At 63.9% G+C, this 26,047-nt stretch carries 29 protein-coding genes; 17 read left to right on the forward strand and 12 right to left on the reverse strand.

Translation table 11 applies throughout. The features are described from left to right. Nucleotides 1-8 precede the first annotated feature (8 nt). The 3 genes from Harman_RS06405 to ahaH form a co-directional block, all read right to left on the reverse strand. Nucleotides 9-269, reverse strand: a complete 261-nt coding sequence (locus Harman_RS06405) for a F0F1 ATP synthase subunit C (protein ID WP_137682961.1) — start codon at nt 267-269, stop codon at nt 9-11. Nucleotides 270-490: 221 nt separating this feature from the next. Continuing rightward, nucleotides 491-2,743, reverse strand: coding sequence for a V-type ATP synthase subunit I (locus Harman_RS06410; protein ID WP_137682962.1), 2,253 nt, complete (start codon nt 2,741-2,743; stop codon nt 491-493). Beyond that, entirely contained in the window at nt 2,730-3,062 is a 333-nt protein-coding gene (gene ahaH, locus Harman_RS06415; protein WP_137682963.1) for an ATP synthase archaeal subunit H, read from the reverse strand. The genes Harman_RS06410 and ahaH overlap by 14 nt, the downstream gene beginning before the upstream one ends. A 114-nt stretch (nt 3,063-3,176) precedes the next feature. On the opposite strand from ahaH, the gene Harman_RS06420 reads away from it, so the two are divergent. Next, a complete protein-coding gene (locus Harman_RS06420; RefSeq protein ID WP_137682964.1) occupies nt 3,177-3,797 on the forward strand; it encodes a methyltransferase domain-containing protein in 621 nt (206 codons plus the stop codon). Nucleotides 3,798-4,016: 219 nt separating this feature from the next. On the opposite strand, the gene Harman_RS06425 is transcribed toward Harman_RS06420, so the two are convergent. Next, the gene (locus tag Harman_RS06425) at nt 4,017-5,249 is read right to left on the reverse strand and encodes a DUF7094 domain-containing protein (RefSeq protein WP_137682965.1); all 1,233 of its coding nucleotides are present in this window, start codon (nt 5,247-5,249) and stop codon (nt 4,017-4,019) included. Between the two features lie 154 nt (nt 5,250-5,403). Between Harman_RS06425 and Harman_RS06430 the strand changes: the two genes are divergently transcribed. The 8 genes from Harman_RS06430 to Harman_RS06465 all read left to right on the forward strand — a co-directional run bounded on the left by Harman_RS06430 (nt 5,404) and on the right by Harman_RS06465 (nt 11,948). Further along, entirely contained in the window at nt 5,404-6,501 is a 1,098-nt protein-coding gene (locus tag Harman_RS06430) for a helix-turn-helix transcriptional regulator (RefSeq protein ID WP_137682966.1), read from the forward strand. 85 nt (nt 6,502-6,586) lie between these two features. Further along, a complete protein-coding gene (locus tag Harman_RS06435) occupies nt 6,587-7,378 on the forward strand; it encodes an electron transfer flavoprotein subunit beta/FixA family protein (RefSeq protein ID WP_137682967.1) in 792 nt (263 codons plus the stop codon). After that, on the forward strand, nt 7,378-8,328 hold the full coding sequence (locus tag Harman_RS06440) for an electron transfer flavoprotein subunit alpha/FixB family protein (protein WP_137682968.1): 951 nt from the start codon (nt 7,378-7,380) through the stop codon (nt 8,326-8,328). The genes Harman_RS06435 and Harman_RS06440 overlap by 1 nt, the downstream gene beginning before the upstream one ends. A 61-nt stretch (nt 8,329-8,389) precedes the next feature. Further along, the gene (locus tag Harman_RS06445) at nt 8,390-9,232 is read left to right on the forward strand and encodes a polyprenyl synthetase family protein (RefSeq protein ID WP_137682969.1); all 843 of its coding nucleotides are present in this window, start codon (nt 8,390-8,392) and stop codon (nt 9,230-9,232) included. 45 nt (nt 9,233-9,277) lie between these two features. Next, the gene (locus tag Harman_RS06450; protein ID WP_137682970.1) at nt 9,278-9,841 is read left to right on the forward strand and encodes an AAA family ATPase; all 564 of its coding nucleotides are present in this window, start codon (nt 9,278-9,280) and stop codon (nt 9,839-9,841) included. After that, on the forward strand, nt 9,838-10,260 hold the full coding sequence (locus Harman_RS06455) for an RNA-binding domain-containing protein (RefSeq protein WP_137682971.1): 423 nt from the start codon (nt 9,838-9,840) through the stop codon (nt 10,258-10,260). The genes Harman_RS06450 and Harman_RS06455 overlap by 4 nt, the downstream gene beginning before the upstream one ends. After that, nucleotides 10,257-10,880: an HAD family hydrolase gene (locus Harman_RS06460; RefSeq protein ID WP_137682972.1), complete on the forward strand. Its 624-nt coding sequence runs from the start codon at nt 10,257-10,259 to the stop codon at nt 10,878-10,880. Before Harman_RS06455 ends, Harman_RS06460 begins: the two co-directional genes overlap by 4 nt. Before the next feature lie 162 nt (nt 10,881-11,042). After that, complete coding sequence (locus Harman_RS06465) at nt 11,043-11,948, forward strand: hypothetical protein (protein ID WP_137682973.1); 906 nt, start codon at nt 11,043-11,045, stop codon at nt 11,946-11,948. A gap of 29 nt (nt 11,949-11,977) precedes the next feature. On the opposite strand, the gene Harman_RS06470 is transcribed toward Harman_RS06465, so the two are convergent. The 3 genes from Harman_RS06470 to Harman_RS06480 form a co-directional block, all read right to left on the reverse strand. Continuing rightward, complete coding sequence (locus Harman_RS06470; RefSeq protein ID WP_137682974.1) at nt 11,978-12,325, reverse strand: hypothetical protein; 348 nt, start codon at nt 12,323-12,325, stop codon at nt 11,978-11,980. A 220-nt stretch (nt 12,326-12,545) separates the two neighbouring features. Next, nucleotides 12,546-13,601 carry a molybdopterin-dependent oxidoreductase gene (locus Harman_RS06475; RefSeq protein ID WP_137682975.1) on the reverse strand — a complete coding sequence of 352 codons (1,056 nt, stop codon included), beginning with the start codon at nt 13,599-13,601 and terminating at the stop codon, nt 12,546-12,548. Between the two features lie 51 nt (nt 13,602-13,652). Continuing rightward, the gene (locus tag Harman_RS06480; RefSeq protein WP_200830833.1) at nt 13,653-14,615 is read right to left on the reverse strand and encodes a lamin tail domain-containing protein; all 963 of its coding nucleotides are present in this window, start codon (nt 14,613-14,615) and stop codon (nt 13,653-13,655) included. Between the two features lie 87 nt (nt 14,616-14,702). On the opposite strand from Harman_RS06480, the gene Harman_RS06485 reads away from it, so the two are divergent. Further along, nucleotides 14,703-15,596 (forward strand): CBS domain-containing protein, encoded by an 894-nt coding sequence (locus Harman_RS06485; RefSeq protein WP_137682977.1) that lies wholly within the window; start codon nt 14,703-14,705, stop codon nt 15,594-15,596. 133 nt (nt 15,597-15,729) lie between these two features. Next, entirely contained in the window at nt 15,730-16,464 is a 735-nt protein-coding gene (locus tag Harman_RS06490) for a GNAT family N-acetyltransferase (protein WP_137682978.1), read from the forward strand. 20 nt (nt 16,465-16,484) lie between these two features. Here the strand turns inward: Harman_RS06490 and Harman_RS06495 are convergent, their stop codons facing one another. The 4 genes from Harman_RS06495 to Harman_RS06510 all read right to left on the reverse strand — a co-directional run bounded on the left by Harman_RS06495 (nt 16,485) and on the right by Harman_RS06510 (nt 19,675). Further along, a complete protein-coding gene (locus Harman_RS06495) occupies nt 16,485-17,531 on the reverse strand; it encodes a nucleoside recognition protein (protein ID WP_137682979.1) in 1,047 nt (348 codons plus the stop codon). A 94-nt stretch (nt 17,532-17,625) separates the two neighbouring features. Then, complete coding sequence (locus Harman_RS06500) at nt 17,626-18,192, reverse strand: magnesium transporter (protein ID WP_137682980.1); 567 nt, start codon at nt 18,190-18,192, stop codon at nt 17,626-17,628. Then, nucleotides 18,193-18,771, reverse strand: a complete 579-nt coding sequence (locus Harman_RS06505; RefSeq protein WP_137682981.1) for a magnesium transporter — start codon at nt 18,769-18,771, stop codon at nt 18,193-18,195. It lies immediately after the preceding gene. Between the two features lie 55 nt (nt 18,772-18,826). Continuing rightward, entirely contained in the window at nt 18,827-19,675 is an 849-nt protein-coding gene (locus Harman_RS06510) for a hypothetical protein (protein ID WP_137682982.1), read from the reverse strand. A 130-nt stretch (nt 19,676-19,805) separates the two neighbouring features. On the opposite strand from Harman_RS06510, the gene Harman_RS06515 reads away from it, so the two are divergent. From Harman_RS06515 to Harman_RS06540, 6 genes are all read left to right on the forward strand, one after another. Further along, nucleotides 19,806-21,200, forward strand: coding sequence for a substrate-binding protein (locus Harman_RS06515; protein WP_137682983.1), 1,395 nt, complete (start codon nt 19,806-19,808; stop codon nt 21,198-21,200). Nucleotides 21,201-21,330: 130 nt separating this feature from the next. Further along, the gene (locus tag Harman_RS06520) at nt 21,331-22,269 is read left to right on the forward strand and encodes a branched-chain amino acid ABC transporter permease (RefSeq protein ID WP_137682984.1); all 939 of its coding nucleotides are present in this window, start codon (nt 21,331-21,333) and stop codon (nt 22,267-22,269) included. Continuing rightward, on the forward strand, nt 22,266-23,357 hold the full coding sequence (locus tag Harman_RS06525; protein ID WP_137682985.1) for a branched-chain amino acid ABC transporter permease: 1,092 nt from the start codon (nt 22,266-22,268) through the stop codon (nt 23,355-23,357). Before Harman_RS06520 ends, Harman_RS06525 begins: the two co-directional genes overlap by 4 nt. Continuing rightward, entirely contained in the window at nt 23,354-24,112 is a 759-nt protein-coding gene (locus tag Harman_RS06530) for an ABC transporter ATP-binding protein (protein WP_137682986.1), read from the forward strand. The genes Harman_RS06525 and Harman_RS06530 overlap by 4 nt, the downstream gene beginning before the upstream one ends. Continuing rightward, a complete protein-coding gene (locus Harman_RS06535; protein ID WP_137682987.1) occupies nt 24,109-24,852 on the forward strand; it encodes an ABC transporter ATP-binding protein in 744 nt (247 codons plus the stop codon). Before Harman_RS06530 ends, Harman_RS06535 begins: the two co-directional genes overlap by 4 nt. Further along, complete coding sequence (locus tag Harman_RS06540; RefSeq protein ID WP_137682988.1) at nt 24,853-25,536, forward strand: thioredoxin family protein; 684 nt, start codon at nt 24,853-24,855, stop codon at nt 25,534-25,536. Between the two features lie 8 nt (nt 25,537-25,544). Here the strand turns inward: Harman_RS06540 and Harman_RS06545 are convergent, their stop codons facing one another. Beyond that, nucleotides 25,545-25,943, reverse strand: coding sequence for a universal stress protein (locus tag Harman_RS06545; protein WP_137682989.1), 399 nt, complete (start codon nt 25,941-25,943; stop codon nt 25,545-25,547). Between the last annotated feature and the right edge of the window lie 104 nt (nt 25,944-26,047).

The raw sequence follows: 26,047 nt of genomic DNA on the forward strand, positions 1-26,047 counted from the left end.
GAGTGTTGTTAGACGACGAAGACGACGACAAGCGCGAGAATGACGAGCGTTTCCGGGAGGACTGTCAGGATGAGCCCACGGCCGAACATGCTCTCGTCTTCCGCGATTGCGCCGACGGCAGCGGCCCCGATCCCACGTTCCGCATACCCCGAACCGAGCGCGGCGAGCCCGACTGCGAGGGCTGCACCGGCCGAAGCCGGAATAGCTGGAGCACTGGCGGTACCTTCCTGCAGTACTGCGGTGACAATGGATGCAATGATGTTTATCATGGGTTTGATGTGGTCTCTTGGATTGCTCGTGTCCGAACAGGCGTATGTGAATCCACGTAGTTCATAAAGCTTCCCAAAGCGGTTCGTCAGTGTGCTGTTCGGGCGGTTTAGCTACTCAGATGTGCTCGGTTGGTATCGTTTAGCAGTCGGCACCCACGGTACGAGAGGGAGACCCAGCAGTAAACAACCGGTATTAATCCGAAAAACGGGGAAGCGCGCGCTCAGTCTTCGGTCGTGTAGTTGCGCTCGTAGCCGAACGGGTTGTACCGCTTCCCGCCGCCTTCGAAGAACTTCCCGAAGAACTCCACGTATTCGAGTCGCACGCCCTGGAGGCCGGCGCTGGTGATACCCAGCACCAGCACGAGCAGGTGACCGATCACCAGGATGAAGACGCCGACAAGCGCGGCAGCGATACCGGAATGGATGAGTCCGGGGAATGTCACGCTAGTGACCTCGTAGCCGTGGTACATCACCGATTCCGTCCCTTCGGGTATCGTCGGCATGCCACCGATACCGAAGTGCCAACCGCCCTTACTGTCGACGTAGGCCCCGAAGAACAGCAGGTTGACCACGAAGGCCATCCCTGCCTTGGCCAGCAGCACGGCAGCCAGCCGCGTGTACGACAGGACGTTCACCAGCACGTTGAGGAACTCGACGACCTCAATGGGGTCGGCGAGGGCCAGCAACACGAGGCCGACGAAGAAGAGAATCAGCCACGCCGAGAACGGCGCACCGAGGCCCGGAATCGTGAAGAGGTTGATGGCTGGCAGTCCCGTGAAGCCCCACGCGTACGGGTTCCCGGCAAAGACGCCTGCCTCAGCGGTGTAGAGGAAGTCCGGCGCTGCGCCGTTCGCACCGGAGAACACCCACGCCCAGAGGCCAAACAGCATCAGCAGCCAGGACCCGCTCTCGGTGATTGCGTCCCAGAGGCCGTGGCGCAGGTTCTCGACGAAATCGAAGATCCAGCCCGCAGCGAGATGGACCGTTCCGGCGAGCAGGCTTAGTGTTAGCCAGGCCAGCGCGTAGTTGGAATAGGCCGGCTGGAGACCTTTGTGCATCGGTGGGTGGCCGCCCCAGACGATCTCTCCGAGCTGATGGAGCCCGAAGAACTCACCGTACAGCACACCGAACAGCGCGGTGAATCCACCGGCCCACATGCCGACGCCACCGAGGCTCTTGAGCACGTCACTGTCGACCTTCGAGTACAGCCCGTACCCCAGCGCGAGGTACAGCAGCCCGTAGCCGAGGTCGCCGATCATGAAGCCGAAGAAGGCCGGGAACGTCAGGAAGAAGGCGACCGTCGGGTCGAACTCGCCGTATTTCGGTCGGTTGACGACCTCGACGAGGTCTTCGAAGGGCTTGACGCCTTTCGGATTGTCCTGAATGACGGGCGGCGCGTCGTCGCCCATCGTGATGACGCCGCCGTCGGCCACGGTCTCCTGGGGCTGGCGTTCGCTCTCTGGTTCGGGTGCGTCCACAGAGCTGCCGACCGGTTCGCCGCCGTTGCCGCCTTCCCGCTCGACTTCCTCGTGGGACTCCGCGTGCCCCTCGCTGTCGTACTCGGCGATTTCGATCCTGTCGATGTCGACAGCATCGCCGACGGTACTCGAAAGGGCGCGCTCGAACTCCGCGTAGCGCTCGTTGGGAATCCAGCCCTCGGCGATGAAGGCGTTCTCCGTCGTCGCGAAGGTGAGCGGTGCTTCGCCCTTCTGTGCCTCGATAGCCAGCTTCTCCTCGGCTGCGAGCAGGAAGCCGGCGTGATCGAGGCGGAGCTCGTCGAGTTCGTCCTCGACGGTCGAGAGCTTCGATTCGAGCTGCTGTTTCTCGTGTTCCAGCTCTTCGAGATACGTCGACGGGTCGCCCTCGCCGTCGGGGACTTCGAGCCGGGAGAACGTCGCCCCGACCAGCGCGTCCTGCAGGGTGTCTTCCTCGGCCTGTGCGAACACGGCGACGACGCCGTCCTCGGTGAACAGCTCGAACGTCTCGATGTCGCTGTTTGCGAGGACGGCCTCGATCTCGTCGCTGTCACCCTCGCCGACGGCGACCGACAGCGAGTCGTAGCCACGGAGGAGGTCGAGGTCGATACCCAGCGTGACGAACGGCGCCATCGTGTTGATCCGGTCCTCGACATCCCGGAGTTCGTCACGGATCTCGTCGCGACGGTCATCGAGTTCGTTGACTTCGGTTCGGACCGTTTCGAGCTGGTCCTCGATTGCGTCGTCGGTGACGACCCGCGTCGGACCGGCGTCCTCCTCGCTGACATCCAGAATGGACTGCAGCGAACGGACGGTGACGAGCTTGTCAGCGACCTCGTTGGTTCCGTCAAGCGAATTGCCCGGTTCGAACCCGTCCCATGAGCCGTCGTACTCGGTGACGTGGAGCATATCGAGGTCGTGGACGGCCTCGATAGTCTGCTCCATCGCACGCTTCGACCCCGTCACCGAGACGCGGCACATCTTCTCAGGTCTGAGCATGCACCGCCTCCTCGAACAGGTCTGTGACGTATTCGACTACCTCGTCGATCTGTTCACTGGCCTGCTGTTCGAGGTCCTCGCGAGCGCTCTCACCGTCTTCGATGATCTGCTCACGCTCGGCCTCGATCTCTTCGCGAGCCGCTTCAAGGCGGTCCTCCGCTGCCGCCTCGGCCTCTTCCCGCGCAGATTCGCGGATCTCCTCGGCCTCCTCGCGAGCCTCCGCGATTCGGTCCTCGCGGTCTTGTTCGGCCTCTGCGACGATCTCGTCGGCCTCCTGCTCGGCCTCCTGTATCCTGTCGAGAACTTCTGGCCGTGGCATTCTCTAATCACGTGAGCGTTGCCAGAGCGGCTATTTGGTAGTTGCGAAGTTTCCCCGTGTGCCGGACAACCCGAAATCCGGGGAATTATGACCGCCAAGTCCTAACTGCGAGCAATGGGAGTCCTCGAGAACAAGGCCCGCGCGCGGACGTTCTACAAGTATCTCTCGAAGGTGTACGACCAGATCAACCCCTTCATCTGGGACGAGCGGATGCGCGACGAGGCAATCGCGATGCTCGACCTCTCGCCCGACGATATGGTCCTCGATGTCGGCTGTGGCACCGGCTTTGCCACTGAGGGACTGCTCGAACACGTCGATACGGTGTACGGACTCGACCAGAGCCCACACCAGCTCTCGAAGGCCTTCGAGAAGTTCGGTAAGTTCGGCGACGTACACTATCATCTCGGCGACGCCGAGCGACTCCCGTTCAAGGACAACACCTTCGATGCGGTGTGGTCCTCCGGGTCCATCGAGTACTGGCCCAACCCCGTCGATGCCCTAGCGGAGTGTCGTCGGCTGACGAAACCCGGCGGCAAGGTCCTCATTGTCGGCCCCGACTACCCCAACTCGACGATCTTCCAGAAGATGGCCGACGCCATCATGCTGTTTTACGACGAGGAGGAAGCCGACCGGATGTTCACCGAAGCCGGGTTCGAGGAGTTCGAACACCACATTCAGCAGTCCCGACCGGGGAGTCCGCGCGCGATTACGACGATTGCGACCGTCCCTGAGTAACCCTCGGCCACGAGCGAAGCGAGTGCCACGTTTTTGCGGTGAGCGGTGACCGAAGGTCACCCGAACCGGAAAAAGGTGGTTTAGCAGTCCCGACCGGGGAGTCCGCGTGCGATTACGACGATTGCGACCGTCCCTGAGTAACGGGCATTGTAGAAGTGTTCCGACCGTCGCCGGGAACAGCAGTCGGTTCCCGAGAGGTGTAGCCGTTCTTTCGCGTCGCTACACTGACCGACCGATCAGGACCCGTACGCGTTCGCCGTCCTGTGTGGTAGCGGTAACCGTATACTCCCCGCGGGGTTCGACCGTCCAGAGGGCGCCGTCTGGGCCGGTCGTCCCGATCCGTTTGCCGTTTATCCTGACGGTCGCGTTAGCAGTGGAGTCCGTACTGTTGTCGGTAACCGTGACGAGCAGCGGCCCCGACTCGAAGGACCGCTGGATACGGATGCGAGCCGACTGGTTCACGTTCGTCACCACTTCCGACCGGCTGATCGTCGTCAGTTCGAGGTGCTGGGTTTCGAAGAAGACGTTCGTCGTGCCACCGTCGAGATAGGCGGTCAGTTGGCCGTTCGGATGGTTGGCCTGGATCTCGTAGATGGCGCTCCGCCCGTATGTCTGGACGGCCGGGTACTGCTCGCTGTAGAGCCACGGATAGAGCTCTCCTGCCCGCGTGTTGACTGCATTGAGTGAATCATCGGTCTGTGCGAACTGGTCCGTGGCGTCCCGATCACGTTCGGTCCCAAGGTATGTCTCGCGCGTGTACTGGTTGTCGGCTACCGTCGACAGCATGTACCCCTCCGACGACGCTTCGAGATACACCGCGTTCGGTTCGGTCGCTCCGGCGATTTCAGCACTGACGCGCTGGCTTATCGGGCCGCGGTACGTCTCGAGCACACCCCTGTTGTTTTCTAACCGGAACCGCTGGTCCTGTGACAGCGAGTAGCCCGGCGCAGTGCCGGCGGCCGTCCGAATCCGTTCAAGCCGGGTACCCAGTTGGCGGGATTCGGCATCGACTAGCGCTCGCTGCCTGAGGAACTCCGTGGCAGTTATGATGCCGTCGGCGTACTGCCGGATCGCACGCTGGTTCCGCCGTTCGAGGCTCGTCTGCCGGGCCTCGATATCGTCAAGCGTCTCGTCGACGAGCCGATCACGGGCGGCTTCGCTGTCTCGCTGGAAGAACCGCTGCTCGAAGTTCGTTGCCGCGTAGTCGTTCCGGAGCTCACGAGAGCCGGCCGCAACTGCGACGCCGACATCCAGTGAGGACCGGTTATACGTCGTCGACTGGACCTCGCTGGCTGGAATCGAGAGGTGGTTCGTCGTGTTGTCCACGACCGTGATCTGTGGCAACTGGTCGCTGCCGTCCGCGGTCTGGGACGGTGTGTCGAACCCAGCCGCCGGGGCGGCCACGGAGGCGACCACGAGGAGGATCACACCGACTGCGGGGAGGGGACGCATCGCCGTCACGTACTCGCCCACCGTACAAAAATCCCCCCATTCTCCATATCTCTACTATTACCTGAGAGGACACGAGACGTTTCAAAGCGCACGCTGACGTTTTATTCTCGGATAGAAAGGGTTTTGCCCCCAGGCCGTTCATCGATGAACGAGAATGACCCCGCGGGTATCAGGTGCCCTCCTCCTCCTTGTCCTGTTTGCCCTGTTGGCAACCCCGCCGCTGGCGACAGCGACAACGCCGGATGCCGTTCCCGCTCAGCAGGCACCCGGTACGTCGACACCGGTTGCGGAGAACACGACGTTCGCCCTACAGATCCACTCGAACGGCGATGCTACGTGGACGGTAACGGACACCTACGCGCTTGACGAGAACGGAGCGGACGCGTTCAGAGATATCGGTGAACGGTTCGCAAGCGGCGGCGGTGAAACGACGTGGCTGCCAGTGTTCCGACAGGCAAACGACGAGGCCAGCACTGTCACCGGCCGCGGGATGGAGATTACCGACGTGAACCGTGAGTACGAGGTGTCCGAACGGAAGGGACAGCTCGTCCTCGAGTTCACGTGGACGAACTTCGCGGTCGTCAGCGGCGAGAACATCGTCGTCGGTGACGCGTTCAACTCCACGGACGGGACGTGGTTCGGAACGCTCACGGCGGACCAGCGGCTCGTCATCTCGCCGCCGCCAGGGTATGGCGTAAAAAGCGCCCCCAGCGCCGTCGAAAACGGACAGTTGATCTTCGAAGGGCCCCGAACGTTCGAACCGGGCTATCTCGCTGTCGTCTACACCGGCGAACAGCCGGGTACGCAGACACCGACGGAAACCCCCGAGCAGATATTCAGCGGCATCGACTCTATCTGGGTCGGCGGGGCCGTGTTGGTGGTCCTGCTGGTCGGGGCCGTGGGATACATGTTCAGAGCCGGCCACACCGACGTACTCCCGTCGGCTGGAGGTGGGGCCGCAGAGGACGGGGGTAGCAGTGCCGGGGCGTCAGCGACAGCAGGGGAGCAGACCGAGACGGACGATGTCGATGTCGAGCTACTCAGCGACGAGGAGCGCGTCGAACGGCTCCTCGAAGAGAACGGCGGGCGGATGAAACAGGCCCGTATCGTTTCCGAGACCGGCTGGTCGAACGCGAAGGTGTCACAGCTGCTCTCGTCGATGGACGAGGAAGGCCGCATCGACAAGCTCCGGATCGGTCGGGAGAACCTCATCTCCTTCCCGGACGAGGACATCACCGACTTCGACGAGTAGCCGTGCTGCGTAGTTCATTGTAAACGACTCGGGTGTGGTTTCTGGTTCGGAAACGTTTATTCGCTGTCCGGGCGGACGATCTGGTATGCAAATCCTTGTCACAGTGAAGGAGGTGGCAGCCGTCGACGACGAGTTCGAGATAGACGGGCTCGGAATCGACGACCGGTACGTCACGGCCGACCTCAACGAGTGGGACGAGTACGCCGTTGAGGAGGCCGTCCAGATCAAGGAGGCCCACGACGATGTCGAGGTCGTCACCGTCACTATCGGTCCGGACGAGACGGAGGAAACCATCCGACAAGCGCTGGCGAAGGGGGCCGACCGCGCGATCCGTGTCTGGGACGATGCCCTCGACGACGCCGGCCTGCTAGACCCCGAGACGAAGGCCGAAGTACTAGCCGCCGTTGCCGCCGAGGAAGACCCCGACCTAGTCCTGACCGGCGTCCAGTCCGCCGACGACGGGTTCGGGGCGACCGGCGTCACGCTGGCCGACAAGCTCGGCATGGAGTGGGGCGCTGTCGTCAACGACCTCGATCTGGATCTGGAGGCAGGCGTCGCGGGCGTTCACCGGGAGCTGGAGGGCGGTGTCGAGGAACTGACCGACATCGAAATTCCGGCCGTCCTGACGATACAGACCGGAATCAACGATCCGCGGTACGCGAGCCTTCGAGGGATTCGACAGGCACAGAGCAAGGAACTCGCGGCGTACAGCCTGTCGGACATCGGCCTCGACGCGGCCGGGATCGAGAGCCCGCTCGAACAGACATCGCTGTACGAGCCTGAAACGGAGGGCGAGGCGACGGTGTTCGAGGGCAGTCCCGAGGAGACGGCGAGCGAACTCGCTGCCCTGCTCGAAGAGAAGGGGGTGACCAGCTGATGTCGGTGCTCGCTATCGCGGAACACCGCCGTGGCGAACTCCGCGACGTGAGTCTGGAGCAGTTGGCGGCCGGCCGCGACCTCGCCGAAGCGACGGACGGTGAGCTACACACCGCCGTCATTGGCGGCGATGTCGAGACGTTCGGTGCGGCCCTGAACCGCGAGGGGGTCGACACCGTACACACCGTCGATGTCGGCGAGGAGTTCAACCACGACGTGTACACGCAGGTCGTCACCCAGCTGACCGAACAACTGGAGCCGTCAGTCCTGCTGATGCCAAACAGCGTCAACGGCCTCGATTACGCGCCGGCCGTCGCCAATCGGCTAGACCGGCCGCTCGTGACCGACGTGGTCGACATCGACGCCGAGGACGGGCTCACTGCCACCAGAGAGCTGTACGGCTCGAAAGTCGAGACGACGATTGATGTCCACGCCGAGCAGGCTGCCGTGACGTTGCGGCCTGCCGAGTGGCCGACCATCGAAGCGGACGGAGACGCCACCATCGAGACGTTCGATCCGACCATCGACGAGAGCGCGGTCAGGTCCACGGTGAAGGGCTTCGAGGAGGTCGGCGGCGGCGACATCGACATCACCGATGCGGACGTGCTGGTGTCCGTCGGCCGCGGTATCGAAGAGGAGGAGAACTTAGACATCATCTACGACCTCGCGGAAGCGCTGGACGCTACCGTCGCCGGCTCCCGACCGCTCATCGACAACGGCTGGCTCGAGAAGGACCGCCAGGTGGGCCAGAGCGGGAAAGTCGTCACTCCGGACGTGTACATCGCCATCGGCATCTCCGGGGCCGTCCAACACGTCGCCGGGATGAAAGGCTCGGATACGATTGTCGCCATCAATACCGACCCGAACGCCCCGATATTCGACATCGCCGACTACGGCATTCAGGACGACCTGTTCGAGGTCGTCCCGGCGCTCATCGAACAGTTCCAGTAGCCGTCACACACCGAATCGCGGGTGACAAGGTACTTTTTATGGTAGTCCTAAGGGGGTGGTAATGGAGTATCTGGAGCGCCGGCGGGACCAGGTCGAGGAGCGGTTGGAGGCCGTCCTCGACAGCGTCGAACCGGACGAACTCGCCGACGAAGTCCGCCACGTGGCACTCTCCGGCGGGAAGCGGGTACGGCCGACCGTGACAGTGCTAGTGTGTGAGGCGCTGGGCGGGGAGCCGGCCGACGCCGTCGACTTCGCGGTCGGTATCGAACTCGTCCACAACGCCTCGCTTGTCATCGACGACATCATCGACGAGTCTGAACTCCGACGGGGGTCGCCGGCCGCCTGGGCGGCTTTCGGCCACGGCCCGGCCATCATCGCCTCCGACGGCCTGCTCGGCGAGGCGTTCGACCTCTTCTCGACGGACGAACGCGCTATGCAGACGGTCTCCGAATCGATGGTCGAACTGGGGGAAGGAGAGGCGATGGAGCTGGTCGCGGAGCCGACCAACGAGGAGGAGTATATGGAACTGGCCCGCCGGAAGACGGGTGCGCTGTTCCGTGCCGCGGCGGAGCTGGGGGCCATCGCCGCCGACTCGGACCCGTACACGGTCGAGGCGGTCGGCCGGTACGCCGAACGGGTCGGCGTGGCCTTCCAGATGCGCGACGACGTGCTCGATGCGACAGCCGACGCCGAAACGCTGGGTAAGCCGGCCGGGACCGACGCGGAGATGGAGCGGCCGTCCCTGGTCGAGGTGACGGAGCTAACGACCGAGGAGGCAAACGAACGGGCGCGGGCCGAGTCCGACGCCGCTCTGGAGTCGCTGTCGACCATCGACGCGCCGGACTCCCAGTCGATGGAGTACCTGCGCGACCTCGCGGAGTTCGTCGTCGTCCGCGAACGGTGAGGCCGAACGGGAGGGCTTTTGCCCGCCGCTCGATTACGCCCGGCAATGACAGTTATCGGTATCGTCGGGCTGCCGGGCAGCGGGAAAAGCGAGGCAGCGAACGTCGCCGCCGAAATGGGCGTGCCGGTCGTGACGATGGGCGACGTGATCCGCGAGGAGTGCCGCGACCGCGGGCTCGACCCCGCGTCGGACCACGGAACGGTCGCGAAGGCGCTCCGGGAGGAGAACGGCCCGGCCGCCATCGCCGAGCGCTCACTCCCGATGATCGAGGCCGAACTCGAAGCGAACGATACCGTTCTCGTCGACGGCATTCGGTCGGACGTGGAGGTCGAGGCGTTCGAATCGGCGTTCGGCGACGCGTTCCTGCTGGTCGAGATTGACGCCCCCTTCGAACTGCGAGCGGACCGGCTTGACATTCGTGGCCGGGACGCCTCGGCCGACGACGGCGGCGAATCACTAGAGGACCGCGACGCCCGCGAACTCGGCTTCGGAATGGGCGAAGCGATGGAGATGGCCGACCTCACCATCGAGAACACGGAGACGCTGGCCGCGTTCCAGCGAAAGATCCGCACACTGATACGGGACGGACCGGAGGGAATTGACCAATGAGCGCCGTCTACTCCGTCGACATCCGCATCGAAGCGCCGGTCAACGACACCGAAGTAACTGACCGGATCGCCGACGCCGTCCAGAACCTCTTCCCGGAGGCCGATCCCACCCACCAGCAGGGCCAGCTCGTCGCCGAGGTCCATACAATGGACGGGTTCTCCGAGTTGCTTCACCGCCGCGAGATTCTGGACACCGCCCGCTCGGTCTTCTTCGACAATCTGGCGGGCAATACCTTCGCCTTCGACGTGAAGAAGCAGGCGGCCTTCGAGGGTCGGATCAACTTCGCCGTCGGGGAGCCCTCGGAGCTGGGCGATATCCACGTGACCGTGACCGTCCACGAGCCAAGCGCCGAGGAGTACATCGACTACGTCGCGCCGCCAACCGAGGACGGCCAGCCGGTGTACGACGACGAGCCATGACGACGGTCATCTGCTTCGACCTCGACGGGACGCTCGTTCACTTCCCCGAGCCATACGAGACCGTGGTCCGGGAGACGCTCACGGCCCACGGTATCGAGTACACGGACGAAATCCGGGCGATGAGCGAGGACGCGTTCCGGACCGCCTTCGACGCGCTGGAACCGGAACCGTACCGCCAGTCGATGGCCGCTATTGTCGAGGCCGCCGAGTCGGACGCAGACCCCGACACGCTGGTCGAGACGCTGCGGGAGAACGAGTACGCCGCGACGACTGTGCCCGACGCGGCCCGTGACAGCCTGACTGCACTCGCGGCGGATAACACGCTCGCGGTCATCACAAACGGCGTCCGGGACTGGCAGGTCGGCAAGCTCGACCACCACGGCCTGACCGACCTATTCGACCTCGTCGTCGCCTCCTATGAGGTCGGCGCACATAAGCCGGACAGCGCGCCGTTCGACCGGGTCCGTGACGAGTTGCCGGCCGACGAGTACGTGATGGTCGGCGACGAGTACGAGTCGGACGTGGAGGGCGCACGCGCCGCCGGGTTCGTGCCGATTCACTACGAGCCCGGCGACGACGACAGGCCGGACCTCTGGGACTCTATCGACGCACTGCTGTAACCAGACGGTGTCGACCGCCCGTAGCCGAGCCCCTTCTGGGGACAGACACACTGTGTCGGCGATATTCTGGGCCGTGAGTAAGCCAATAGTACCATCGCAGTATCACCGGGGGAGTGAAATAGTCATAAAATAACTAATAATCCCTGATTTAGAGGGGGTAGCATGGGGAACCTTGATCAAACAAGCCAAGAAAATTCTATCAACCGCCGTCGTCTCCTCGGAGTGATCGGTAGCGGAGCCGCGACTGCGTTGCTCGGGACAGGAGTCGGTGCCGCAAAGCCGGATCACGCAAACGGAAACAACGGCAACAACGGCGTCGGTCCGTGTACCTGTGGTGGCTGTCCAGAGGGGACGTTCTGCGGGAAGATCGAGGGCGCGCCGGAAGACGGCGAAACGTACACCTTCGAGTCAGACGGGGACAGTTTCAGCGTGACAATCGAGAGCGTGACTGAAAAAGCGGACGGCGAAGTCACGTGCTTCGAGTTCTCCACCGACGACGAGGTCAAGCAGGTGTGCGTCAAGGGCGGCCCGGACACCGCGACGTACGACGACGGCGATCTAGAGGGGGAACTGTGTGCGCCAACAAACCCGGGCGGTCAGCAGGCGGCCATCAGCAACGTCTCCTTCTGCGGAAGCGGGGGTGAGGAAGGGGAACTAGAGTGTTACCAGATCGACCTCGTGGAGGGGGAGGTCATCACAGAGTTTGGCGGTGACGACGATCCGGGCGAGACAGGGTACGGTGACTCGCGGCGATTCGAGGACTTCAGCGTCTGTGAGGACGGAAGCAATCTGCAGAACCTCGACGAGTCGGGAGAAGAGACGAAAGGAGGCTGTACGATTAGCTGGGAGGGTCTCGGCTTCAACAAGGCCGACAACACGGTCGATGTCACCGTAACGCTGTCGTCGGGGAGCGGACCCTGCACGATCACGCTGGCCGGCTACCTGCTCCCCGAGGAGGAGACGGAGTACAACTCTGAAACGCTCGAAGAGCAGGAGCTACGCAACTACGACACGGTCGACCTCAACGAAGGAGAGTCGGCGACGCTGACAATCTATCTCGACGGCTGAAGCGCTCGTTCAGTGGCACACACCCCTCGTCAGCCGATGACGGCGGTGAGGATGACACCGGTGTTCCACGCCGTCACCGCGACGCCCAGAAGCGCTAGCCCGAGGGGGACGCCGACGGAGTACGGCCAAGAGACGTACTTCCAGATGGCAAAAAACCCCACGAACACGGCGGCTTTCAGGCCAGTCAGCGCCAGCAGCGCGTGCTGTTCCAGCAGGAGTTTGACGACGGGGCTGAGTTCCGTCACGCCGGTGATGCTGTAGCCGACGAACGTCGTGACGAGATCTCCGACACCAAAAAAGGCGACGGCGACTACCCACAGGGCGACGGCGGTGTTCGACGGACCAGTGAGGCGGTTTGGGGGCTGCCGCCAGTTCATAGCATCCGATACCGATCCACACTATTTCGTTAGTAATCGCCTCACTGACATCTATAGGTGGTAGGCTACCCTTTCCGCCGTCAAGACCGAAACAGCACTTCGTAGCCCAAACGTCGGTTCCCGCCACAGCAGCGGAATCTACGGGACGAAGTAGCCGTATACTACTGGTAGCTGCCACTTTCTAGATGGCAGTCGCTGAACGGGACAGTATCCGCCGCGATTAGAGCCCACTCACGAATATCGCGAGCCACTCGCCGAGTTCGCGGCGCTTGCTGACCCGGACCGACTCGACCCACTTCACCCACTGGAAGCCGCGGCGGCCGGGCGCGACGAGTCGAAGCGGATACCCGTGCCCGTGAGCCAGTCGCTCGCCGTCAACGTGTGTCGCCAATATCGCGTCGCGGGCCTCCGACAGCGGGAGGCTCCACCGGTAGCCGGTGACCGACCGGAACTGGACCCACGCCGCCGCGTCGTCGGGGTCGGCGGCGTCAAGCAGGTCACCGACGCGAACACCCTGCCACTCATGGCCGGAGTACCAGCCGCTCGTACAGTCGAGAATCGCCGATTCGGTCGTGTCCGGCGAGAGTTCGTCCGTGGCGTAGCTGGTTTCGCTGGCGACTCGGCCGGCGACTGACAGCGACCAGTCGGCCCCGTCGACCGGCTCCGGGTTGTCGGCGACCCAGCTGGTGACGGGGAACCGATTGCCGTTGTTAGTGCCGTCCTCCCGCGACCCGGTGTACCGGCGGTCCGCACCGGCCGAATCGAGCGCGTCGTTGACCGGCCCCTGCACCCGCCAGAGGAGCGCACCGGCCGTCACGAGGCCGGCGTACCGGAGGACATCCCGGCGGCCGCCGCGGGTGGCCTGTGTTGGGGAGTGAAACCGAGAGCGGAGGTGGACCACCAGTAACGGCGGGACCAGCAGACCGAGCGCGACGTGGAGGTGAAAGAGTCCCCATGGCCCGAGATCGAGCGTGCCGCCGAAAATCCACCAGACGCCGGTTCCGAGCGCGCCCAGAACCACCACGGCCAGGCCGACCGAAAGAACCCGAATGCCAGTCAGCCGCGACGGGGACACACGGTGAGAGACGCGACGGAGTTTCACCGGCAACAGGAGGACCAGAAGAACGCCGGAGAGCGCGTGAACGTCTATTATCCACGCGCTGTCCGGTGTGCCGGCGAAGATGGTCGCGACGCCAGTCCCGAGCAGCTTCGCCACCGCCGCGAACAGCCCCCAGTCGACCGCCCGCGGTGTCGGCGTTAGCCGGCGGATTGCCATGGTGACTGTTAGCACTCAAGCGGTTTATACTGCCGTGACGACGTGGCAGGGTCAGTACGACTGCCGCAGGACCGTCTCGCCACTAGCGTTCCGGACGGAGACGGTATCGCCGTCGTTGTTCCAGACCGCTCTATCCCGGCTCCAGTACCGCTCGGTGTCGGTATCCGTTCCGCTGCCGGTGTACAGCGTTACCGATGCGTTCGAGTCGAGGGTCAGATTTGTGAACGTATACTGGTGGCCCGCCTCGTCGCTGACCGTCCATCCGGATAGGTCAAGCGAGGCGTCGCCGGTGTTCGTGAGCGTAACGTACTCGTCGTTCAGGTTCTCGTTATCGTTGCCCGCCGCGTCGGCGTGGATTGTCGCGATTGCGAGTCCGCTAGCGCTGTCGGTGGTTGTGCCCCCGTCGGCGATAGCGGTTCGGGTCACCGCGCTCGGGTCCACACACCGCCAGAGCCCGCGTCGTTCGGAGCGAGCGGTCTCCTCAGCCGCGTAGAACCGCTCGGCCCGCGTGAACTCGCTGTCGTAGACGCGTGCCTGCCCGGTTTCGACGAGTCGGTAGTTGAACAGCGTCCCGTCGACGACGACGTAGGCAAGCAGTCTGTCGTAGTAGCCGCGCCGGTCCAGATTCGGATCGAACGCGAGCCCGACCGTCTCGCCAAGCAGGTGCTGTTTGGCGAGCGACGATGCGTTCGCGCCGGCCCCACGGAGACAGGACGCCCCGGCGTCCGTCTCGGGGACGCCCTCGAACTCCGCCGGGTCGTTCTCGGCGTGGACTTCGGGCGTGTCGACGCCGACGAGTCGAACCGTATCGGTAGTCCCGTTCTCGTAGGCGATCTGTATCGTGTCGCCGTCGACCACCGCCGTGACTGACACCGTGACAGCGGACTCGGGCACGTCGACCATGGACTGTCCGTCAACAGCAGTCCCCGCCGGCTGGGACGGCGACCCAGTGAAGCCGCTACAGCCCGCGGCGATAGCGAGAACGACGATGAGACCCAACGCGACCCGTCGCATTGTCCGAACGTTGACGGCCGGAGACACAAGGATACCGGTGTCGTCGGGCGGACTGTTATACGTTTGCCACGAGTGGGCTTCGGTACGATGCTCGTCCCGATGCCAGTCAGTGAGGTAATGCGGACACCGGTCAAGACAATCAGCCCTGACGCCCCGGTCATCGAGGCGGCCAAGCGACTCCGCGATGAGAACATCGGTTCGCTCGTCGTCGAGGACGACGGCGACTGTGTCGGCATCATCACGGAAAGCGACATCGTCGCGGTCACCGCGGCGGAGGGGGATACCAGAGCGCTGTCGGTCAGTGACGTGATGGCCGAGACGCTGGTGACGACCAGCCCCGACGCGGACATCGAAACAGCGGTGGACCTCCTGCGGACGAACAACATCAAGAAGTTGCCCGTCGTCGAGGACGGGTCGCTCGTGGGCATCGTCACGACAACGGATCTCTCGGACTACATCCCCCATCTCTCCCGGACGCGGGCGACGGCCGACAGCCAGTCCCAGCAAAAGCGGTTCACCCGACCGGACACGCTGTACGAGAACGAGGACTGGACGTTCGAGAGTTTCGGGACCGCCGACGGCATCGACGTGGGAGACCACGTCCGGTTCAGCAAAACGATAACACAGGCAGACGTGGAGGCCTTCGCCGAGGCGAGCGGCGACACGAACAGGCTCCACCTCGACGCGGCGTTCGCCGAGGGGACGCGCTTCGGCCGCCGAATCGTCCACGGGACACTCGTTTCCGGCATCATCAGTGCGGCCCTGGCCCGCCTCCCCGGGCTGACGATCTACCTCTCCCAGGAGCTGAGTTACCAGGGACCAGTCGACATCGGCGAGAAGGTCACGGCCCACTGTGAGGTCGTCGAACGGATCAAGGACAACCGGTTCCGACTGGCCACGGCCGTCGACGACGCCGATGGGAACTGCATCATCGAAGGCGACGCCGTCGTCATCTCCGACCCGATTCCGGAAACGGCCTGAACCGGGTATCCAGACACGTACCGCTGCATTTGTCGAGAACTGGCCGGGCGAGGGCTACTGAACAGCCACGCCGATTCATGTATCATGTTACCAAACAGCAATGGTTAAGCATCTGCCATCGGATACCACAGGTATGGACGCAGTCGAACGGCCGACATTCGAAACGAGCGCGGCGATGGAGGTGTATCAGTACGTCGAGCGACACGGGACAGCGGCGCGCCACAGAGTCCGTGAGATGGCAGACCTCTCGCCGGATGCGTTCGAGGAGGCCCTGACCCACCTCCTGTCAAAGGGGTACATCGAGGACGACGGCGGGACCCTGGCGCTGGCACTCGATGTCGGCTCCGTCGAGCAACACACCGCGGACGGGCTGACGTACACGATTCGGCCGGCCCGCAACGACGATTTCGAGGGGCTCGTCCAGACGATCCGGAACGTCTCCAGTGACGGCACGTACGTCGTCGCCGAGAGCGTCGCCGAGCAGTTGCTGTACGAGGATGCCGTCACGCGGCACAACACGGTCGAATCGCGGGTGTTCTTCGTCGCTACGATTGATGGCGAGGTCGTCGGCTGGTGTCACCTCGATCTCCCGCAGCTCGATAAGCTCCGAGAGACCGCCCAGCTTACCGTCGGTGTCAACGAGCAACAGCGGGGGCAGGGTATCGGTAGCCAGCTCATGGAGCGGGGACTGGACTGGGCGAAGGCCAACGGCTACCGGAAGCTGTACAACAGCGTGCCGGCGATCACGGAGAACGCGATGGTGTTTCTGGAAGACCACGGCTGGCACACCGAGGGCATCCGCAGGAACCACTACACCATCGGCGACAGGCGAGTCGACGAAGTGATGATGGCCTACACGTTCGACTAGCGGCGAGACACCGTTTTCGGCTACAGCAACACGACCAGCGCCAGCGCGATCCAGACGATTTTCAGTCCCGTGTTGACGACGATGACTTTCGAGCCGAACTCCCGGCCCCAGATGCCGTACTGGAACGGGATCGAGCGCTTGAACGTCGAGACGGCAAAGGAGATGATGCCGCCGACGAGCATCGTTGCCACGGCGGTCCGGGCGGTGAAGGTCCCGTTTCTGATGAGCGGCGCGATGACCGTCGCCCCCGAGGTCGTATCCAGCGCGTAGGCGGCGATAACGGGGATGGCCGCACCGGGCAGGCCGAGCAGTCCCGCGAACCCGTCAGCGGCAGCCGTCACGGAGGCCCCGTCGCTACCGGCGAGGGTGAGGATCTCATCGCCATAGGCCACGAGCAGCGAGACGATAGCGTAGATGACCGCCAGCCGCGGCAGGATGTCCCGGACTTTCTCCGCTGTCGCATCGAACGCTGTTCTGACCGCCGCTCGCCGGCTGGCCGGGCGCTCGTCGAACACGTCGCTTGCGTCCTCTGCCGTCCCACCATCGGGGGTCGGGCCGACACCCGCAGTCGCCCGGCCGACGTTGGACGCGTCCAGCAGGACCGCGCCGGCCGCGATGCCAGTCAGCGTTATCGCAAGCGCGATGAGTCCCCGGGTAGCGACGTACAGCACCCCAACTCTAAATCCCAGGATCGGGATGAGGATGGGCGCGTAGAACGTGATGATGTGCTGTGCGAAGCCGAAGAACGTGTTGATGGTCACGGCGATTATCGTCGCGCGGTCGGACAGCACGCCTGACTCCCGGAAGTCGGCGAGCATCCCGTAGCCGGCGGTCGTCGACGCCGTCGTCGTCAGGATAGCGGTGCCGACCTCGTCCGGGAGGTTCGCCGGCGACGTGAGATAGCGCGACACGACAGCGATTTTCTCGACCAGGCCGAACGCGACCGCAAGCTCCGCGAGGAACACGCCGAGAGAGAGGAAGACGGTGATACGCAGGACGCGGACGGCGACCTCACCGAGGATCGCAACAGCCGGGTGACCAAGCACGGCGGCAACGAGCGACTGCACGGCCGAAAGTAGGAGTCTGGCCGGCAAAGGCCCATCGGTAGCGACAGTCGAGCGAGCGGTCGCGTCAGCGAGTCCCACAGCCGAGTTCACCCAATCACACGAACACGCGGACAGCGCCGAACAGCACCACCACGCCGAGTACGTCACAGACGTTCGTGACGACGGGGATGACTACGTCGTCGGGGTCCAGTTCGAACCGGTAGGCGGCGTAGGTCGTCACCGTCGTCACGACGATAGCCAGTACCGCCAGCAGGCTTCCGCTGACGAACGCGACGAGGACGACTGTCCGGAGCGGGAGCGCAGTCCCGCCGATGACGGTCTGGAGGAGCCACGCGCCCGCACCGACGAGCGGGAACAGCGTCACCGCGAGGGCGACGGTTGCGACAGCGTTGCCGGCGAGTCGGTCGTCGCTCGGGGCAAAGGACAGCAGGCCGAGGTGAAAGGCCGTCGAGTACCGCGCCGCGAGGATGCTGCCGAGGTTGCCCGCCATCCCGATTGTCACCGGAACGAGCACGAGTAGCGACGGGTACTGGAGCAGCGTGCCCTCGAAGGTATCCAGCACGAGACCGCTCCCGAGTTCGATAGCGGTGAGTACGACCAGAATCGGGAACATCGTCCGAACGATACCCGACACCGACCACTGGGAGGCAAAATCCGCCATTCAGCCACCCCCCAGCGCGAGGACCAGTCGGGTCGCACCGAGCAGCGTCGCGATGCCGACCACGTCGCCCGTCGTCGTCACAACCGGGCCGGCGAGCGTGTCGGGATTGAGCCCGCGACGGTAGCCGACGAACACGACCGACACGACGGCGATGGTCAACAACAGTCCGGAGACAAAGCCCGCGATGAGCGCGATGGCGACGAGCGTTGCGAGCGGGGCCGACGGCCGCCCAACCAGCGCAAGCAGAACGGCGGCCATCACTGCGGCGACGCCGCTGATGAGCACGCCGTTTGCCAGCGCCGCCGCGACGGCGGCGTTGATACGGTCGTCAGCGAACGAGAATCGGGGGTCGATAAGCCCCTGGTGGAGCGCCGAACCGAGGCGTGCGCCGAGCGAGCCGTAGACGTTCCCTCGTGTGGCAAGCAGCGCCGGGACCAACACGAGCAGGCCGGGGACCTCCTGTAGCTCCGCGTCCATGCCGCCGAGAACAACGCCCGCGAAGAGACCGCCGACCGCACTGAGTGCCAGTACCGGGAGCGCTTCCCGGTAGGCTTCGAGTGCTACCTCGCGGACAGTCATTGCAGGGCGAACGGCAGCGAGCGAAAAAAAGCCCCCTGATACCGACGACGACGGCTCAGCCGGCGGTCGACCGAGCCCTGTCGGCCCATGGCGGCGGCCCGACCGTCGTGTTCCCGACCGCGGTGAATTCGACGGTTCTGCTCACGTTGACCCGCTCGCCGTCCACCGTCATGGTATACGCGGTCCGGTAGTCGCGAACGAACCCCGACCGAGTGACGTGTGCGACAAGAGAGGCGTTGTGTCGGGACTCCCACGCCACCGACGGTGGGTCGTCCCGAAGCCGGTCGCCCCTGACGACGTAGGCAGTCTCCCCTGACCCCCGGGCCTCCACTGTCCGGGTGTGAAACGGGGCGACCGTCCGTGTCACGTCGACGGCAGGGCGGCCGTTCAACGCGGCGGTGTGGACCCAGTACCGCCACGTGCCGGCGTAGCTGTCCGGCGGGTCGTACTCGTTGTAGACAGTCCGATTGTCCCGCGTGAGCCGGCGGAGGTAGGTGTCGCCGTCGGACCAGAACGACGCCGTCGCCGGCGGCCGGCCGAGGAGAACCGGGGCCCCAGGTCCGCGGACGGAGACGTTTGCCAGATACGTCCGATTCGCGCCCACTGCGACGCGGATCCGGAGCTGTGAGCGCAGCGACCCGTTTGCATACCGGACAGTCCGGTTCGACACCAGCGTGTAGCCGGTGCCGTTGAGGTGGTCGCCGTGAACCGAGCCGAGAAGCGACGGGCTGGTAATACCGGTCGATCTGACGCCCGGAGGATACGTCGACTCGTCACTGGTCGGCACTGGGGCGGGCGTCACCGTTGCCGACGGGTCGTCACCGCCAGTGAGCCCGAACCCGCCACAACCGGCGGTAACGACGACCGCAATGACGAGCAGGTACCGTCCTGTGCACCTCGCCATGGTATAACAAACCATTCTTGTGAGATAAGGCTACCCATCCCCGTTCCGCCGGACCATATCGGTGCCTACATGTGAAATAGTTGATTAACCTACCGAAACTATTATGATAGATTGAGCCACCGTATGGAACATGCCAACTAATGGCAGTTCGGTCAACCGACGACAGTTGCTGAAGAGTACGGGCGTTGCAGGTGTGGCAGGCCTGACGGGACTGGCCGGTTGTTCCGGTGGCGACGGTGGCGATGGCGGTGGCGACGGCGGCGACGGTGGTGGTGACGGTGGCGACGGTGGCGGAACGGACTATCCATCGCTGGGTAACTTCCCAGTCGAGGGCGACACGGTCACGTTCGGGTTCAATGTCCCGCAGTCCGGGCCGTATTCCTCGGAGGGCCAGGACGAGCTCCGGGCGTACGAACTCGCGCAAAAGCACCTCAATAACGGGGGTGGCTGGGTGGACAGTTTCGAGGACCTCAGTGGCGACGGCGTGCTCGGCTACACGGTCGAGTCGGTAAACGGCGACACGGCGACCGACGCCGACACCGCCCGACAGTCCGCCTCGCGGATGATAAACCGGGACGACGTAGTGATGATCTCGGGCGGTTCCTCTAGTGCAGTGGCCATCGCCGTCCAGGGCCTCTGTCAGGAGGAGAGGGTCATGTTCATGGCCTGCCTGACCCACTCCAACGACACCACCGGGAAAGACTGTGCCCGGTACGGGTTCCGGGAGATGTTCAACGCCTACATGACCGGGCAGGCACTCGCGCCGGTGCTCGAAAGCGAGTACGGGTCGGACAATCAGTTCTACCAGCTGTACGCCGACTACTCCTGGGGCCAGACCGTCCAGGAGTCGATGAACCAGTTCCTCACGGAGATCGGCTGGGAGCAGGTCGACAGCGTACCCACGCCGCTGGGGACCAGCGACTTCTCGTCGTATCTCTCGGAGGCGGCAAACAGTGGCGCCGACGTGCTGTTGCTGGACCACTACGGGCTGGACGGCGCGAACTCCGTGCAACAGGCTGTCGACGCCGGTATCGACGAGGACATGGAAATCGTCGTGCCGCTGTACAACCGCCCGATGGCACAGGCTGCTGGAGGGTCCATTGACGGCGTGTTCGGCACGATTGCCTGGGACTCCCAGATCGACAACGAAGCGTCGAACGCGTTCACCGAAGTGTTCCAGAACGAGTACGACCGCATCCCATCCGGGCCGGCCCAGCTTGCGTACGCACAGACGCTCCAGTACGCGGCCGCCGCCGAACGAGCGGGCACGTTCTACCCGCCGGAGGTCATCCGCGAACTGGAAGACTACGAGTACAGCAACATCGGCATGGGCGAGGAAACGATGCGTGCCTGCGACCACCAGGCCCAGCGGGACATTCCGGTCGCCCGGGGGCTCCCGGAGAGCGAGCAGGGCGGCGGGAACTTCATCGAGATTGTCGAGATCACGTCGCGGGACGATGTCGGATACGGATGCGATTCCGGGCCGGCCGCGGAGTGCGAACTCGGCGAGTACGGGGACGAATAGGCCACAATCCGGACACGGGCGTCTTCCTCATAATTTATAGTGCATGAGTTCGCCTTACTTGATACACAAAAACTAGCATGATTAGGAATAAGCAAATAGGTCGAGAAGAGTGCGGTGGGGGGAATCCGGCGTGACGCTACTTGCGGATATCCTCACCATCCTGTTGAATGGACTGCAGCAGGGCGCTATCTACGTTCTGCTTGCGGTTGGACTGTCGATTATCCTCGGGACGCTGAAGTTCGTCAACTTCGCCCACGGGGCGCTGTACCTCCTCGGTGCGTATCTGGGGCTGTTCATAACTGGCCAGGTGCCGCTCAACAACGGCCAGTTAGCGGAGTGGGGCATCCAGTCGTACGGCATCGGACTCGGCTTCATTGCCGCGTTAATCATCGTGCCGATTGTCGTGTTCGTCATCGGCCTGCTGATGGAGCGGTTCGTCGCACAGGCGTTCTATGACCGCCCCGACACCGACCAGATTCTCGTCACGTTCGGGCTCGCAATTATTGTCCAGGAACTGCTCCGGGCGCTGCTGGGCGGGAGCAGTCAGCCGTTCCCACAGCCCTCGTGGGCATCCGGCCCCATTGCGCTGCCCGTGGTCGGAAACTTCCCGCGCTGGCGGCTCGGCGTCATCGCAATTACAGCGGTTCTCGTTCTGGGCGTGTACGGCCTCGTCGAGTACACTGACTTCGGGCTCATCGTCCAGGCCGGTACCCTCGACGGCGAAATGGTCCGCCTCCTGGGAATTAAACTGAGCAGACCGTACCTCGTCGTCTTCGGTATCGGTGCCGCACTCGCCGGCGTGGCCGGCGTTGTCGGCGGTCCGCTCGCCAACGTTAACCCCAACATCGGTACTGAGCAGTTGGTGCCGGCGTTCCTGACCGTCGTCATCGGCGGCGTCGGGAAAATAGAGGGTGCCGTCGTCGCCGGGCTGATGCTGGGGACGCTACAGGTACTCCTCATCCAGACCGGCTATGCCGCCTGGAGTCAGGTCGGCATCTACGCGCTCGCTGCGATTATCCTGCTGGTGCGTCCGCAGGGACTGCTGGGCTCGGAGGTGGATGTCTCATGAGCGACGAACCGCGCGACGCGACCGCGACGGCGGCGGCCGACGCCGACGCGGAGGTCACCGGCGGCCTCGCCGACCGGTGGGCCAGCTTCCGCGACCGGGAGATATCGACGGTGCTGCTCACGGTCGTGGGCGTGGCCGTCTTCCCGTTCCTGTTCAACAACTTCCTCGACGGCTACACGCAGCTGGCGACGCTGATGCTCATCTACGGCATCTTCGCCGTCGGGTTCGACATCCTGCTGGGGTACACCGGCCTGCTGTCGTTCGGTCACGCCGTCTTCTTCGGCGGTGCGGCCTACGCCGCCGGTATCTTCAGCGCGAGCGTCAGTAGCTCGCCGCTGCTGGTGTTGCTCGCCGGCACGGCGTTTGCCGTGTTGCTGGCGTGGATCGTCGGGTTCCTGTCGCTGCGCCGCGGCGGGATTTACTTCGCTATCCTGACGCTGACGTTCGGCCAGATGTCGTTTTACCTGGCGGCGTCGCCGCTTGCCTTCCTCACGAACGGCGAAAACGGCTTCACCTCCGTGGACATCGGCCACCTGCTGGGCGTCATCGACATCCACGGCGGGGTGCCGTTCCCGCTGACGATGCTGGTCGACAACATGCTGTACGTGTTCGTGGCCGTCATGACGGTGCTGTCTGTCGCGATGGCGAACCGTATCCTCCACTCGCCGTACGGAACCGTGTTCCGTGCGATTCGGGAGAACGAGCGGCGGGCGGAGTTTGTCGGCCTCGATGTTTGGCGGTACAAGCTGATGGCGTTCATCATTTCGGCGGCCTTCGCCGGAATCGCTGGCAGCCTGTTCGCCATCGAGGGGAACTACGTGCCCCTGGAGTCGCTGTACTGGACCGAGTCCGGGCGGATCGTCATCATGACTGTGCTGGGCGGTGTCGGGTCGCTGTTCGGGCCGCTGTTCGGTGCCGGCCTGTACCTGTACATCGAGAACATCGTCAGCGGGTTCCCGACGCTTGGACCCTTCTGGCATCTCATCCTCGGCGTCGTGTTCGTCGTCGCCGTGGTTGTCTTCCCGGACGGCATCTGGGGCGGTATCGACTACGTCCGCGACAAGGTCGCCGGAGGTGAAGACAAATGACGGTTCTCGAAACCGAGCGACTCACCAAGCAGTTCGGTGGCCTCACGGCCGTCGACGAGGTGAACCTAAATATCGAACAGGGCGAGGGCGTGAGCCTTATCGGCCCCAACGGCGCTGGCAAGTCCACGTTCATCAACCTCGTCACCAGGCGGCTGGAGCCGACCCACGGGGAGATAACCTTCCAGGGGAACTCGATTCTTGGACTCGACCCCCACGAGGTCGTCCAGATGGGGATGAGCAAATCATTCCAGACGGCCTCTATCTTCCCGGAGCTGACGGTCAAGGAAAACGCCACTATCGCTGCGCTGGCGGCAGAACACGGCTCGTTCCGGTTCAACTTCTTCCGGAACCAGAACAGCTACCCCGAGGTCGAGGAGCTGGCAAACGAAGTCCTGGAGTCGGTTGGACTCTACAGCGAACGTGAGAACCAAGCCGACAGTCTCGACTACGGGAACAAGCGCCGGCTCGAACTCGGTATCGCACTGGCCGCCGAACCGGACATGCTGTTGATGGACGAGCCGACCGCCGGGATGAGCCCCGACGAGACGAAATCGACCGTCGAACTCATCAAGCGGGTCAAGCAGGAACTCGACCTGACCTTCCTGCTGGTCGAACACGACATGGAGATCGTCTTCGACATCTCCGACCGCATCGTCGTCCTCAACCGCGGCTCGGTGATCGCAAAGGGGACGCCCGACGAAGTGCAGGACGACCCTGCAGTACAGGAAGCGTACCTGGGAGGTGTCGAGGAATGACGCTGCTAGACATCGAGAACATCAACGGCTACTACGGCGAGAGCCACATCATTCAGGACGTATCGATGAACGTCGATGACGGCGAAATCACGGCCCTGCTGGGCCGCAACGGCGCGGGGAAGACCTCGACGCTCCGGTGTATCTCGGGGGCGACCCCGCCGGATGTCCGCAGCGGTTCGATTCGCTTCGACGGGACCGACATCACCAACGACCCGCCGGAGGACATCGCCGTCCGTGGCATCTCGCTGGTGCCCGAGGAACGGCGCGTGTTCACGGATCTCACCGTCGCCGAGAATCTCCACCTCGCCGACACCGTCCGCAACAAATCGAACACCTGGCGGCGGAAACTCGACTTCCGCGACGAGGGCATGTCGACCGAAGAGATCTACGAGTACTTCCCGCGGCTCGACGAACGGCGCTCCCAGAAGGCGGGCACACTCTCCGGCGGCGAACAGCAGATGCTCGCCATCGCGCGTGCGCTCCACCAGAGCACCGACCTGCTGATGCTCGACGAGCCATACGAGGGGCTGGCCCCGCAGATCATCGAGTCCGTCGAGAACGCCATCGAGCGCATCAGCGAGGACGGGACGACGATACTGCTGGTCGAACAAAACGCCGTGGCAGCGATGAAGATCGCCGACCGGTGTTACGTGCTGGACCGCGGGCAAGTGGTCTTCGAGGGGCCTGCCGAGGAACTGCAGAACGACCAAGAGACCCGCGACAAGTACCTCGGTGTCTAAATGTCACGAACACAGTCCCCCGAGGCGCTGCTCGACGCGCTGGAGACGGAAGGGATCGTCGTCATCGACGCGGAAACGGACGCGGTCAGCACGACGGAAGCGTTCGAGGCCGACCGCGAGGTGTACTACGACACGTACGTGACGATGGCCGATGCGGAGTTCCACGAGTCCGTCGCAGACGTGTTCGGCCTCGATTCGGCGGCGGAAGCGGCCGAGCGGGTCGAGGACCTCGGCGTTTCCCGCGAGGAGTTCGCGACGTTTCTGACCCTGCGGTCGACCGTCGAGGACTCCTACACCACCGCGGAACTGACGACGATGGCACAAATGGCGACCGAACTTGGACCGGAGACGCCGGTCCCCGACGGCGTCGAACACTTAGACGACGACAGCTACGAGGCCTTCGTCGATGCTCACGAGCGGTGTGTCGTCACGGTGTGGAAGCTGTTCTGTGACCCCTGCGAAGCGATGAAAGCGCAGTTAGACGACGTGCTGGCCGCGTTCCCGGACGGCGTTCCGGTCGGCGGCGTCGCCGGCGAGCGATCCCCAGAGTTTTGCCAGTCGGTCGGCGTCAACGCAGCGCCGGCGTTCGTGCTGTTCGAAAACGGCGAACCCGTCGAACGGATCACCGGCCGGACGGACCCCTCAGCGCTCGCTGCACGGGTCGAAGAAGTGTACGGGAACTGACTGCGGAGTTAGTTTTCTTCGCCGCTACAGACCAGCACGGAGCGATCCGTGCCCAGAATCACGCTCTGTGTGACGCTGCCGAACAGTACTTTGCCCGTCGGCGTTCGCTTGCGGCCCGCGACGACGATCATGTCGGCGTCTTGCTCGTCGGCCAGCCGGAGGATCGCGTCGGCCGGTTCGCCGCTTGATTCCTCCAGGGCCACCTCGATGTCGGCTTCCTCAAGAACGTCCCTTGCCCGGCGCACGGACGCCACCTGATCGACCGACGCCCCCTCGGGGTTTTCCTCGAAGTCGTGCAACAGTGTGACGCGAACCTGGCTTGCGTCCATCGGTATCTCGGTTATCGCTTCCGCGATAGCGGTCCCACGAGCCTCACTTTTGTCTATCCCAGCGACAATTTCGTACATGCTCGCTTCGTCCGTAGGACGGGCCAACCCTTAGTTCTGGCCCGGATTTCGAACATAAATCATCAAAAACAACGTTGGATATCCAACCCATCAGCTCGACACAG

Source organism: Haloarcula mannanilytica, from assembly GCF_005406125.1.
Classification (GTDB): domain Archaea; phylum Halobacteriota; class Halobacteria; order Halobacteriales; family Haloarculaceae; genus Haloarcula; species Haloarcula mannanilytica.